The organism is Paracraurococcus ruber (assembly GCF_004353985.1).
Lineage (GTDB): Bacteria > Pseudomonadota > Alphaproteobacteria > Acetobacterales > Acetobacteraceae > Paracraurococcus > Paracraurococcus ruber.
This window is the reverse complement of the sequence record NZ_SMOA01000001.1, coordinates 63,247-76,387: the sequence shown is the minus strand read 5'-3', so window position 1 is coordinate 76,387 and position 13,141 is coordinate 63,247. Positions and strand designations below refer to the sequence as shown.

Annotated in this window: 9 protein-coding genes; 4 read left to right on the top strand and 5 right to left on the bottom strand. The window is 71.8% G+C overall.

All coding sequences use genetic code 11. The features are described 5' to 3' along the window. Positions 1 to 35: 35 nt before the first annotated feature. Entirely contained in the window at positions 36 to 791 is a 756-nt protein-coding gene (locus tag E2C05_RS00300) for an SDR family oxidoreductase (protein ID WP_200305223.1), read from the bottom strand. Between the two features lie 266 nt (positions 792 to 1,057). Here E2C05_RS00300 and E2C05_RS00295 point away from each other — a divergent pair, with 266 nt between their 5' ends. The 3 genes from E2C05_RS00295 to E2C05_RS00285 are packed head-to-tail and all read left to right on the top strand — an operon-like array spanning position 1,058 to position 6,736. Then, a complete protein-coding gene (locus E2C05_RS00295; RefSeq protein WP_205082659.1) occupies positions 1,058 to 2,152 on the top strand; it encodes an efflux RND transporter periplasmic adaptor subunit in 1,095 nt (364 codons plus the stop codon). 7 nt (positions 2,153 to 2,159) lie between these two features. Next, complete coding sequence (locus tag E2C05_RS00290; RefSeq protein WP_133217577.1) at positions 2,160 to 5,297, top strand: efflux RND transporter permease subunit; 3,138 nt, start codon at positions 2,160 to 2,162, stop codon at positions 5,295 to 5,297. A gap of 5 nt (positions 5,298 to 5,302) precedes the next feature. Continuing rightward, positions 5,303 to 6,736, top strand: a complete 1,434-nt coding sequence (locus E2C05_RS00285) for a TolC family protein (protein ID WP_133217576.1) — start codon at positions 5,303 to 5,305, stop codon at positions 6,734 to 6,736. Positions 6,737 to 6,807: 71 nt separating this feature from the next. Here E2C05_RS00285 and E2C05_RS00280 read toward each other — a convergent pair whose 3' ends face one another. The 3 genes from E2C05_RS00280 to E2C05_RS00270 are packed head-to-tail and all read right to left on the bottom strand — an operon-like array spanning position 6,808 to position 9,996. After that, complete coding sequence (locus E2C05_RS00280; protein WP_133217575.1) at positions 6,808 to 7,983, bottom strand: MFS transporter; 1,176 nt, start codon at positions 7,981 to 7,983, stop codon at positions 6,808 to 6,810. Positions 7,984 to 8,026: 43 nt separating this feature from the next. Continuing rightward, positions 8,027 to 9,010, bottom strand: coding sequence for a Bug family tripartite tricarboxylate transporter substrate binding protein (locus tag E2C05_RS00275; protein WP_158291848.1), 984 nt, complete (start codon positions 9,008 to 9,010; stop codon positions 8,027 to 8,029). Positions 9,011 to 9,015: 5 nt separating this feature from the next. Beyond that, positions 9,016 to 9,996 (bottom strand): Bug family tripartite tricarboxylate transporter substrate binding protein, encoded by a 981-nt coding sequence (locus E2C05_RS00270; protein WP_133217573.1) that lies wholly within the window; start codon positions 9,994 to 9,996, stop codon positions 9,016 to 9,018. A 129-nt stretch (positions 9,997 to 10,125) separates the two neighbouring features. On the opposite strand from E2C05_RS00270, the gene E2C05_RS00265 reads away from it, so the two are divergent. Continuing rightward, entirely contained in the window at positions 10,126 to 11,487 is a 1,362-nt protein-coding gene (locus E2C05_RS00265) for an LLM class flavin-dependent oxidoreductase (RefSeq protein WP_200305334.1), read from the top strand. A 159-nt stretch (positions 11,488 to 11,646) separates the two neighbouring features. Here the strand turns inward: E2C05_RS00265 and E2C05_RS00260 are convergent, their stop codons facing one another. Continuing rightward, the gene (locus tag E2C05_RS00260; protein WP_133217572.1) at positions 11,647 to 13,140 is read right to left on the bottom strand and encodes a tripartite tricarboxylate transporter permease; all 1,494 of its coding nucleotides are present in this window, start codon (positions 13,138 to 13,140) and stop codon (positions 11,647 to 11,649) included. Position 13,141 lies beyond the last annotated feature (1 nt).

Sequence of the window (13,141 nt, the reverse complement as noted above, 5' to 3'; positions counted from 1 at the left end):
GTCCGGGGAAGGCAGGGCCTACCCCCCCCTGGGGTTCAATCGCGGTGCACCCGCAGCGGCCCGAAGCTCTGCACCACCGGCATGACCTGCAGCGTGTTCACGTTCACCCGGGCCGGTCGTGTGGCCACCCAGTGCACCGTGTCGGCGATGTCCTCCGGCGTCAGCGGGTCGGTCCCGGCATAGACGCCGGCGGCCTTCGCATCGTCGCCCTTGAAGCGCACGCTCGAGAACTCGGTGCCGCCGACCAGCCCCGGCTCGATATCGGTGACGCGCACCTTGGTGCCGAACAGGTCGGCACGGAGATTCAGGCTGAACTGCCGGACGAAGGCCTTGGTGCCGCCATACACATTGCCGCCGGGATAAGGCCATTCGCCGGCGGTCGAGCCGATGTTCACCACATGCCCCCGGTCGCGCGCCACCATGCCGGGCAGCACGGCGCGGGTGACGTAGAGCAGCCCCTTGATGTTGGTGTCCACCATGGCGTCCCAGTCATCGAGGTCCGCGGCCTGCGCCGGCTCCAGCCCGCGGGCGAGGCCGGCATTGTTCACCAGCAGGTCCACGGCGGCGAAGGCCGGCGGCAGGCCGGCGATCGCCGCGGCCACCGCGGCCCGGTCCGTGATGTCGAGGGCCAGCGGATGCACCTGCGCCTCGCCAAGCTCGGCGACCAGCGCGGCCAGGCGATCGGCCCGACGGCCGATGGCGACGATGCCAGCCCCGTCGGCCGCGAAGCGGCGGGCGATGGCAAGGCCGAAGCCGGCGGTGGCGCCGGTGACGAGCACGATCTTCTTCACAATTCTCTCCGCTGCGTGATCGGGACCGGGAAACCCGGAGGGGTTGAAACAGCTTAACTGCCGTCCATTTTCAGTGCGTCGGCCGGCGTTGCAGACCGCGAGCGCATTGCGGCGTGCCCTGTCAAGAGGGACCTATTGAGCCGACGCGCGCTGCTTCGCATGGCGCGCATGTCCGGACGCTGAGCCGTGCGTCTCCCATGTCGCCAACACCTGGGGGTCCAGCTGTGTTTTCCGGAAACTCCGCGCGGATGCGTCTGCGTGGCGTCTTGCTTGCCACCGTTCTCCTGCTGCCCACGGCAGCGCCGGCCGCCGATCCGCCGGTCAACGACATCCTGATCCGTCTCGATGACCGGCGCGCGCGGGCCGCCGGCATCGACGTGGCGCGCGTGCAGGCGGAGGCCGGGACGGCGCAAACCATGCTGCCCGGCACGGTGATGGTGCCGCCGCAGCAGCTGCGCGTCGTCGCCGCGCCGGCTGCCGGCCTGCTGGAAGCGGTGCTGGTCGCGCCGAACGAGCCGGTGAAGGCCGGCCAGCCGATTGCCCGGCTCCGCAGCACCGACCTGCTGGAGGCGCAGCGCACCTATCTGCAGGCATTGTCGGCCGAGCAGCTGGCGCAGCAGAAGCTGACGCGCGACGAACAGCTCTTCCGAGAGCGCATCATCGCCGAGCGGCGGCTGCTGACCGCCCGCGCCGATCACGATTTTGCCCGGACCACGCTGCAGGAACGGGAGCAGTACCTTTCCCTGCTCGGCATGGCGGATTCGGACATCCGCGCCCTGCGCGACAGCCGGCGGATGGCCGCGGCGCTGACCGTGGTGGCGCCGGAGGACGGCGTCGTCCTGGAACTGCGCGCGAGCGCGGGCGAACGCGTCGCCGCCTCGGCCCCGCTCTTCGCCATCGCCCGGCTCAAGCCGCTCTGGGTCAACCTGCAGGTGCCGCTGGCGCAGGCGATGGCCGTCGAGCCCGGCACGCGGATGAGCGTGCCCGGCACCCCGGCGCAGGGGGAGGTGGTCCGGCTGGGCCGCAGCGTGGACCCGGCGACGCAGTCGGTTGCCGCGACAGTGCAGGTGGAGGACGGCGCCGAGTCGCTGCGCCCGGGCCAGGTGGTGAACGCGTCCGTCGCGCTGCGGCCCAATGGCACGCCGCAATGGCGCGTGCCGGCCGGGGCGGTGGTGCGGCATGCCGGGCGGTCCTGGGTCTTCGTCAAGACGGCGGAAGGCTTCCGGGCCAAGCCGGTGACGGTGATCGCGGAGACGCCGAATGCGACGTCCATCCGCGCCGGCCTGGCACCCGACGACTCGGTGGCGACGCGGGGCATCCTGACGCTGCTGGCGGAACTGACCGAAGTCTACGGGGGCTGACAGCAGCATGCTTTCCCGCCTCGTCGGCCTGGCGCTGCGCCAGCGCTTGCTTGCCGTCCTGCTCACCCTGGGCCTGATCGCCTGGGGAGTGGACGCCTACCGCAAGCTGCCCATCGATGCCTTCCCCGACGTCTCCCCGACGCAGGTCCTGGTCGCCATGCAGGCACCCGGCCTGCCGCCGGAGGAGCTGGAGGCGCAGGTGACCAACCCGATCGAGATCGCGATGCGCGGCATCCCGAACCTCGTCGGCATCCGCTCCATCACCCGCTACGCCGTCGCCCTGCTCACCTTCGAGTTCGCGCCGGGCACGGATGTGTACTGGGCGCGCACCCAGGTGGACCAGCGGCTGGACGACCTCGAATCGCAGCTGCCGGACGGCATCTCGGGCGGTCTCGCGCCCGTGGTCACCCCGCTCGGCGAGATGCTGATGTTCACGCTGGAAGGCGGGTCCATCTCGCCGATGGCGCGGCGCACCATCCTCGACTGGGTGATCCGGCCGCAGTTGCGCGGGCTTCCCGGGATCGCCGACGTGAACACCCTGGGCGGCTTCGTCCGCACCTATGAGGTCGCGCCGGACCCGGCGGCGATGGCCGCGCGCGGCATCACCACGGACATGCTGGCGAACGCGCTCAGCGAGAACAACCGCAACGACGGCGCCGGCCGCGTGCGGGACGGGGAGGAGGCACTGCTGGTCCGCGCCGAGGGGCGCATCCGCACCATGGACGACATCCGCCAGATCGTCGTCATGGCGCATCCGACGGGCATCGTCCGCGTCTCCGACGTCGCCGATGTCCGCACCGGCGCGCTGGCGCGGAACGGCGTCGTGACCCGGAACGGCGAAGGCGAGGCGGTCTGGGGCATCGTGCTTGGCCTGCGCGGGGCCAATGCCAAGACGGTGGTGAACAACGCCAAGGCCAAGCTCGCGGAAATCCAGAAGACCCTGCCCGAAGGCGTGAAGATCGAGATCTTCTACGACCGGAACGACCTGATCGAGAAGGCGGTCTGGACCGTCCAGAAGGTGCTGCTCGAGGCGATCGCCCTGGTCGTCGTCCTGCTGATCCTCTTCCTCGGGAATCTGCGGGCGGCGCTGGTCGTCTCGCTCGCCCTCCCCCTTGCCGTCCTGGCGACCTTCGGGATCATGCGGCTGGCGGGCATCTCGGCCAACATCATGTCGCTGGGCGGCCTCGCCATCGCCATCGGCCTGCTGGTGGACTGCGCCGTCGTCGTGGTGGAGAACACCGCCCACCGCCTGGGCACCGCCCACGGCAAGTCCGACTACCGCGCGCGGATGCGGATGACGCTGGAAGCGGTGCGGGAAGTGGCCGTGCCGCTGATCGCCGGCGTTGTCATCATCATCACCGTCTTCCTGCCGCTGCTGTCGCTGCAGGGACTGGAAGGGCGGCTCTTCGCCCCGGTGGCGCTGACCATCACCTTCGCCCTGTGCTCCGCCCTGCTCATCTCCCTCACCATCGTCCCCGCCATGGCGGCGACGCTGCTGAAGGTGGGCGGGCATGAGCGCGAGCCCTGGCTGGTCCGCATGCTGCACAAGGGCTACGATCCCTTCCTCGATTGGGCGATGCGCAACCCCCTGAAGATCGGCGCGGTCGCGGTGGCGGGCCTGCTGCTGGCCGGCTTCCTGTTCACCCGAATCGGCTCGACCTTCATGCCGGTGATGGACGAAGGGACGCCGGTGATCACCATCCGCAAACACCCGACCATCGGGGTGGAAGCGGCGGCGGCCACCGACATCTCCATCCAGCAGCAGATCATGGCGGCAGTGCCGGAAGTGCGTGGCGTCATGGGCCGCGCCGGTGCCGACGAGCTCGGCATCGATCCGGTCGGGCTGAACGACAGCGACCACTTCCTTGACATCGCGCCGCGGAAGGAATGGCGCGAGAAGCACCGCAGCTTCGTCATCGACGAGGTGCGCCGGGTGCTGGACCAGATCCCGGGCATCACCTACGCGATCAACCAGCCGATCGACATGCGGGTGCAGGAGATGATCATCGGCGCCCGCGGCGACGTGGTCATCAAGGTCTTCGGCTGGAACATCGAGCAGCTGAACGACCTGGCCGTGAAGATCGAGACGGTGGTGCATGGCATCCACGGATCCTCGGATGTCTTCGCGCTGCGCAACGAGGGCATGAAGTACCTGAAGGTGGAGATCGATCGCTTCGCGGTCGGCCGGCTCGGCCTCAATGTCCGGGACGTACAGCAGGCGCTGCGCGTCTGGGTCGATGGCCGCGACATGGGCATCGTGCTGGAGCAGGAGCGGCGCATCCCGCTGATGCTGCGGGGCGAGGGCAGCCTGCGCCGGTCCGCCGCCGACCTGTCGCGCGTCATGCTGGCGCTGCCCGGCGGCCGCACCGTCGCCCTGTCCCAGGTGGCGAAGATCTCGGAGGAGGAGGGGCCGATCCAGGTGATCCGCGAGGGCACCCAGCGCTACGCCACCGTGCTGGCCAATGTCCGCGGCCGCGACCTGGTCGGCTTCGTGGCCGAGGCACAGGCGGCGGTGCAGCAGCAGGTCCAGGTGCCGGACGGGTACCGGCTGGAATGGGGCGGCCAGTTCGAGAACCAGCAGCGCGCCTCCGCCCGGCTGGCCATCGTCGTGCCCATCGCGCTGGCCCTGATCTTCCTGCTGCTCTACTTCACCTTCAACTCGGTGCGGGAGGCGGCGCTGGTCTTCTGCAACGTGCCCTTCGCGGCCATCGGCGGTGTCATCGCGCTGTATCTCTCGGGCGAGTTCCTCTCGGTCCCCGCCTCGGTGGGCTTCATCGCGCTGGTCGGTATCGCCGTCCTGAACGGCGTCGTCCTCGTCTCCTACATCAATCGGCTGATCGCCGAGCAGGGGATGACGCTGCATGACGCGGTGCGGGAAGGGGCGAAGCGGCGGATGACGCCCGTCACCCTCACGGCCTTCATCGCCGCCTTCGGCCTGGTGCCCTTCCTGTTCGCCGAGGGGCCGGGCGCGGAAATCCAGCGGCCGCTCGCCATCGTCGTCATCGGCGGCCTGGTGACGGCGACCGTGCTGACGCTGGTGCTGCTGCCCATCCTGTACGACCGCTTCGCGCTCGGCCGGGCGGAGGCGGAGGAGCCGGCGGCCGCGCGCCGCGCCCCGGGCCCGCGACCGGCCGCGGCGGAGTGACGGCGATGCGCAGGTCCTTGCTCGCCGCGGCCGGTGCCGCGGCGCTTCTCGGCGCGGCCGCCGGCGACGCGGAGGCGCAACAGACTCCCCTCTCCCGCCCGCCCCTGGCGATCCCGCCCGACGTGAACCCGCAGGGCCCGGCGCTGCGGGCGCCGCAGCCGACGCCGCGCCGCGCCGCCCCGCCGCAGGAGGATGCGACGCCGCCGGCGCGCACCACCCGGCGCCTGCCGCCACCGCAGGTCGCCGCGCCGCCGCTGGAATCGGCTGGCCTGGCGCGCGACCTCGATGCGGCGCTGTCGATCGATGCGGCGGCACGCGCCATCCTGGGGCAGCGGGATGCGGTACGGTCGCGGGATGCCCTGGTCCGCTCCCCCATCCCCGGCTCGGCCGCCATCGGCAGCTCCTTCCGCTCCGACACGCGCGGGCCGCGGCTGGCGAATGAATGGGACGTGGAACTGGGCGCGCCGGTCTGGCTGCCCGGGCAGCGCGGCGCGCTGGCCGGCACGGTCAGTGCGGGCGTGGAGGAACAGGAACGCCGCCTGGCGCTGCGCCGCCTGGAACTCGCTGGCCTGCTGCGCGACGCCTACTGGGCGGTCGGCGCGGCCGAGAGCGAGCTGCGGGTGGCCAGCGACCGCCTAGCGACGGCGCGCGACATCGGCCGCGACGTGCAGCGCCGGGTGGAGCTGGGCGACATCGCCGCGACCGAAGCGCTGCTGACGCGAAACGAGGAGCTGGCGGCGACGCTGGACCAGGCGCGCGCCGAGGCCGCCGTCGCCGCCGCACGCGCCGCCTATCGCACGCTGACCGGCGGCAGCGATGCCGCGTTGCGGTCGGCGGGCGGCAGCATCGGCGTGGCCGGGGCAAGGCCGGAACCGGTCGCCTCCCCCACTGCCGTGCCGGCCGATGGCGGCGCGCATCCGGCCATCCGCGCGGCGGAGGCGGCGCTTGCCGCCGCCGAGTCCCGCGCCCGGCTGGTGCGCGCCACGCCGATCGACAATCCGGAAGTCGGGCTCTTCACGCGCGGCCAGGGCGGCCCGGTGACGGAGAACGGGACCTCGCTCGGGCTGCGCGTGCGCATCCCGCTGCCGAGTGAGGCGCGCAACGCACCCCGGCGCGCCGATGCGGAGGCCGAGCGGACCCGCGCGGAAGGCGAGCTGATCCAGGCCCGCCGCGTGGTTCAGGGAGAGGTGGAGCTGGCCCGCCTCGCCCTTGGCGCCGCGGCACGGGCCAGGAACTTGGCGGCGCAGCGGCGGCAGGTGGCGGAACAGCAGCTCGCCGCCGCCCGCACCGCCTTCCGCAGCGGCGAGATCGGCGCTTTCGACCTGTTCCGCGTGCGGCAGCTGCAGATCGAGGCCGCGGCCGTGGAAGCGCGGACGGAGGTGGATGCCGGGCGGGCACGCAGCCGGCTGAACCAGGCGCTGGGGCTGGTGCCGAACTGACGCCCTGGGGGGACGCCGTCCCCCCGGGCTTCGCCTGCGCCAGGGGCCGAAAGGCCCCTGGAGGCCGCAGGCTAGGCTGCGCGGGTCGGCAGCAGCCGCGCCATCGCCAGGCAGCCGAGCGCGGGGCCCATGGCCAGTGCGGCGAAGGCCGCGCCCCAGCCGAAGCGTTCCGCCAGCAGAGGCAGGAGGTGGATGGCCGGCAGCGTCAGGGCGAAGCCCAGGCAGGTCTGCACCGTCAGCATGGTGCCAGCGAGGCCCGGCGGCGCGTGCTCCGCCACGCTGGCCGAGAACTGGGCGGAATCCGCCACCACCGCGGCGCCCCAGACCAGGCAGAGCAGCACCGTCAGCCAGGGCGCGGCGCCGAAGGCCGGGCCGGCCAGAAGGCAGCAGGCGCCGCTGATCGCCATGGCCCAGATGGTCAGCCTTGCCTTCCCGATGCGGTCGGCGATCAGCCCGCCTGCGACGCAACCCAGCGCGCCTGCCGCCATCACCGCGAAGGTGGCGACGGCGGGATTGCCCGCCGCGCCGGCCACCGCGAAGCTTGCCGCCAGATAGGCGCCGATCCAGGCCCACATGGCATACAGCTCCCACATATGGCCCAGATAGCCGAGCGTCGCCAGCCGCGTGCCGCGGGTGCGGAACAGCAGCAGGGCGAGGCCCGGCCGGAAGGGCGGCGCTGGCGCATGCGCGGGCCCGAGCCGCGTGCCGAGGATGAGCGCCGCCGCCAGCAGCGCCGCGCCGGAGGCGGTGCCGACCGTCGTCCGCCAGCCCAGCCCACCGACGGCGTTCACCAGGTGCGGCGAAGCGGAGCCGAGCGTGAGTCCGCCCACCAGCAACCCGACCACCAGCCCGGCATCCGCCTTCGTCGCCCAGCCGGCCGCCAGCTTCATCCCCACGGGATAGATGCAGGCCAGCGCCAGCCCCGTCACGCCGCGCAGCAGGATCACCCCGGGGTGACCGACCGGCAGCAGCAGGATCAGCGCATTGGCCAACGCGCCGAGCAGCGCCGCCGCAGCGATCAGCCGCCGCGGGTCCAGCCGGTCCGGCAGAGCGAGCAGCGCGCTGCCCAGCGTGCCCAGCACGAAGCCCAGTTGCACCCCGCCGGTAAGCCAGGCGAGGAAGCCAGGCTGGAGCGCCTCGTCCCGCGCCATGGCCGGCCCGGCGGCGGTACCGGAGAACCAGAGAGCGAGTGCCAGCACCTGGGCCAACACGATCAGGGCGAGATTGGCGGCTTTCGCTGGCGGCATCGGGCGGCCCTACCCGGTCCTGCCCGGGCTGTCACATGCGGCTTCAATCGACCGTGGCGCCGGACGCGGCGACCACCGGCGCCCAGCGCGCCACCTCCGCCCGCATGAAGGCGTTGTAGGCGGCGGTGCCCAGCGGCCAGGGCTCGGCGCCGATCTCGGCCAGGCGGGCGTGGATGCCCGGGTCGCGCAGCGCCTCGAGGAACACCGCCTCCAGCCTCGCCACCACCGGCGGCGGCATCGCCGCCGGCGCCGCGATGCCGTACCAGGACGCCACGTCGAAGCCCGTCACCCCCTGCTCCGCCAGGGTCGGCAGGTCCGGCATGGCGGCCGCCCGCTTCGCCGTGCTGACGCCGATGGCACGCAGCGCGCCGGAGACGACATGCGGGCGGGAGACCGGCGCGTTGTCGATGTTGAACAGCACCTCCCCGTTCAGCACGGCCAGCATGCTCGGCGCGGTGCCGCGATAGGGCACATGCGTCACCTCCACGCCCATGATCTGGCCGAAGAGCAGGCCCGAGAGGTGGGAGGAGGTGCCGGAGCCGGCCGAGCTGAAGGTCGCCGCCCGCGGATTGGCGCGGATATGCGCGACAAGCTCCGCAACGCTGCGCACTGGCAGGGCGCCGCGCGTGATCAGCACATTCGGCATGGCGCAGAGCCGCACCACGCCCGGCATGTCCCGCAGCGGGTCGTAGCTGCGGTTGCGGTGCAGGCTGGGCCCGATGCCATGGCCGGCGATATGGTTCACCAGCAGGCTGTGGCCGTCCTGCGGTCGGATCACGCTCTCGGCGGCGATCTGCCCGCCCGCCCCGGGCCGCGGGTCGACATAGAGCGGCTGGCCGAGGCGCTCGCGCAGCCGCGCCTCGAAGATCCGGACCAGGATGTCGGAGACGCCGCCGACCTGGGCGCTGACCACGAAGCGCAGCGGCCGGTCTGGCCAGCCCTCCTGCGCCCGCGCCGGTCCGACGAGCAGGGCGGGGGCGGCGAGAAGGGTGCGGCGGCGCGTGCCGCCCGCTCCACCACGGCGCATCCGGCTCAATCCACCGTGGCGCCGGAGGCGCGGACGACGGGCGCCCATTTGGCCGCCTCGGCCCGCATGTAGCCGTCGTAGTCCGTGGGGCCGAGCGGCGCCGGGTCCGCCCCGAACTCCCGGTACCGTTGCGCCAGCGCCGGGTCCTGCAGCGCCGCCACCAGTTCCGCCCCCATCCGCTCGACGATCGGGCGCGGCGTCGCCGAAGGCGCGACGATCCCGTACCAGGAGGCGACGTCGAAATCCGGGATGCCGCTTTCCTGCAGGCTCGGCAGTTCCGGCATGGTGCCGGCGCGCGCGGCGGTGCTGACCGCCAGCGCCCGCAACATGCCGGCCAGCACCTGCTGCCGGCTGGCCGGGGCGTTGTCGATGGCGAACAGGACTTCCCCGTTCATCACCGCCGCCATGCTGGGCGCGGTGCCACGATAGGGCACATGCGTTGTCTCGATGCCGATGCGCAGGCCGAGCAGCACGCCCGAGAGGTGGGAGGAGGTGCCGGTGCCGGCCGAGGCGAAGGTGGCGCGCGTGGGGTTGGCGCGGCAGAAGGCGACGAAATCGGCCACCGTCTTCAACGGGCTGTCGCCCTTGACGATCAGCACGTTGGGCATGGCGGCCAGGCGTGCCACCCCCGGCAGGTCGCGCAACGGGTCGAAGGACAGCCGCCGGTAAAGGGTTGGGCCGATGCCGTGGGAAGCGATGTGGTTGATATAGAAATTGTAGCCGTCGCCCGGCGCACGGGCGACCAGTTCCGCCCCGACCATCCCGCCGGCGCCCGGCCGGGGATCGAGCACGATGGGCTGGCCCAGCCGTTCCCGCAGGCGGTTCTCCAGGATCCGCATGAGGATGTCGGAAACGCCGCCGGCCGAGCCGCCGATGACGAAGCGCATCGGCTTCTCCGGCCAGGTGCCAACCGCGCCCCCTTGGGCCCGCGCCACCAGGGGGGTGGCCAGCAGGGCATACAGCGCCGCGCGTCGGCGGATCGGCATGGCGTCTCTCTCCCGCGGCGGCCTCTGCGGGCCGGGTGGGGGGATGCTAGCACCGGTGGCGGCCGCGGCCAGCGTTGACCTGCGCCGGGGGCGGCGGGACACTTCGTGGCGAAGGGTAGGGAAACATCCATGGCTCAGATGCACCTGGTCGGCTTCCTGCAGGCGCAGAACTGCACCACCCTCGCCAGTTCCTGGCGGCACAAGGACAGCCGGACGGATTTCCTCACCGCCGACTACTTCCAGGAGATCGCCCGCATCCTGGAGGCCGGGAAATTCGACCTCGGCTTCTTCGACGACCGGCTGTCCATGCCGGACCGCTACGGGTCCGACCACCACCACACGATCGAGCACGGGATCCGCTGCGTGAAGCTGGACCCGATCGTGACCCTGACCATGATGGGGGCGGTGACCTCCCGGCTCGGCCTCGGCTCCACCGCCTCCACCACCTATTTCGAGCCCTTCGACGTCGCCCGCTGCTTCCAGACGCTCGACCTGATGAGCGGCGGGCGGGCCGCATGGAACGTCGTGACGTCGCTGAACGACGGCGAGGCCGCGAATATGGGCCATGCCGAGATGATGGAGCACGACCGGCGCTACGACCGCGCCGACGAGCATGTCGAGGTGGTGCTGCGCCACTGGGATTCCTGGGAGGACGACGCGCTGATCGTGGACAAGGAGTCGGGCCGCTTCGGCGACGGCGACAAGGTCCACCGCATCGACTTCAAGGGCCGCTTCCTGCAGTCCCGCGGGCCCTTCACCGTGCCGCGCAGCCCGCAGGGCCGCCCCGTGCTGATCCAGGCCGGCAGCAGCGGCCGCGGCAAGCGCTTCTCCGCCCGCTGGGCGGAGATGGTCTTCGTTTCCTACCACGACGTCGCGTCCGGCAAGCAGGACTATGAGGAGTTCAAGCGCATGGTCGCCGCCGCCGGCCGCGACCCGGACAGCGTGAAGGTGGCGACGCTGTGCTACCCCATTTGCGCCGCCACCAGGGCGGAGGCGGAGGACAAGGCAGCGCTGATCGCCAGCCTGCCGCTCGAGATCGATGCGCTGTCGCTGCTGTCGGAAGCCCTGAATTTCGACTTCGCCAGCAAGGGCATGGATGAGCCCTTCACCGATGCCGAGATGGCCAGCATCCAGGGCCTGCAGGCGATCCGCGACCGGGTGGTGAAGGCGACCGGCAAGAAGAACCCGACGGTGCGGGACTTCATGGTGGGCAGCGGCCGCGGCAAGCCGCCGATGAACATGGTGGGCGGGCCGAAGGAGATTGCCGACAAGCTGGAGGAATGGTTCACCGCCAAGGCCTGCGACGGCTTCGTCATCGGCGCCTGCGTGGTCCCCGGCAGCTATGCCGATTTCGTCACGCATGTCGTGCCGGAGCTGCAGCGGCGCGGGCTGTTCCGCAAGGACTACACCGGCCCGACCCTGCGCGACCATCTGGGCCTGCCCCGCGCCAGGCTGGGCGACTGGCGGGTGCCGGCGATGGCGGCGGAATAGCGACCAAGGGTCGCGGTCCGCGTGCGACGGCCTGGCTTCCGTGCCGATGCGGCGCGGAGGCCAGGCCGGATCAGAAGCCCATCAACCGGAACCCGAGCGCGCGGGTCATGGTTGCCGACCGGCAGCGCAGCGGCCCAGGCGACGAGTATCCGCCCGCCCTCACCCCCGCCGTGCCCAGGCCGCATACAGCCGCGGCCCGGCCAGCGCCGCCAGCGCCAGCAGCAGGATCGCCAGGCTGCCAGGCCGCGTGACGAAGACCGTCCAATCCCCCTGGCTGATGGTCAGCGCCTGGCGCATCGCCTGTTCCGCCATCGGCCCCAGGATCATGCCGATCACCACCGGCGCGGTCGGGAAGTCGAAGCGCCGCATCAGCATGCCCACCAGACCGATGCCATAGAGCAGGACAAGGTCGGTCACGCTGTTGCTGATGCCATAGGTGCCGATGGTCGCGAAGACCAGGATGCCGGCATAGAGCTGCGGCTGCGGGACGGTCAGGATGCGCGCCCACAAGCCCACCAGCGGCAGGTTCAGCACCACCAGCATCAGGTTCGCCACATAGAGGCTGGCGATCAGCGTCCAGACCAGGTCCGCCTGCTGCTCGAACAGCAGCGGCCCGGGATTGATGCCGTAGCTCTGGAAGGCGCTCAGCATGATGGCGGCCGTCGCGCTGGTGGGCAGGCCGAGGGTCAGCATCGGCACCAGGATCCCGGCCGCGGCGGCGTTGTTCGCGGCCTCCGGCCCCGCCACGCCCTCGATCGCGCCGGTCGTGCCGAACTCCTTCTGCGCTTCCGGTGAGGCCAGCTTCCGCTCGGCATAGTAGCTGAGCATGGTCGGCATCTCGGTCCCGCCCGCTGGCATGACGCCGAAGGGGAAGCCGAGCAGGGATCCGCGGAACCAGGGCCCGACGCTTCGCCGCAGATCGGCGCGGGACAGCATGAGGCGGCCGACCTGCCGCACTTCCTGCCGTCCTTCGACATGCCGCCAGGCGAGGTGCAGCGTCTCCCCCACCGCGAAGAGCGCGACGGCGACCAGCACCACATTCACCCCGTCCAGCAATTCCGGGATGCCGAAGGTCAGGCGCGGCTGGCCGGTCTGCAGGTCGATCCCGACCAGCCCGAGCACGAGGCCGAGGAACAGGCTGGTCAGCCCCCGCAAGGCGGAGCCGCCGAGCACCGCCGATACGGTGACGAAGCACAGCACCATCAGCGCGCAATACTCGGCCGGGCCGAGCATGAGAGCGACATCCACCACCACCGGGCCCAGGAAGCTGATGCCCAGCGTCCCGATGGTGCCGGCGACGAAGCTGCCGATGGCGGCCGTCGCCAGGGCCGGGCCGGCGCGGCCGCTGCGCGCCATCTTCGCGCCTTCCAGCGCGGTGATGATGGACCCGCTCTCGCCCGGCGTGTTCAGCAGGATGGAGGTGGTGGAGCCGCCATACATCGCGCCGTAGAAGACGCCGCAGAACAGGATGAAGGCGCCGGTCGCCGGCACCTGGAAGGTGATCGGCAGCAGCAGCGCGATGGTCAGCGCCGGCCCGATGCCCGGCAATACGCCGACCGCGGTGCCGAGGAAGCAGCCCAGCAGCGCCCAGCCCAGATTCGTCAGGGTCAGCGCATGCGAGAAGCCCAGGGAGAGGCCGGCGATCGCGTCCATC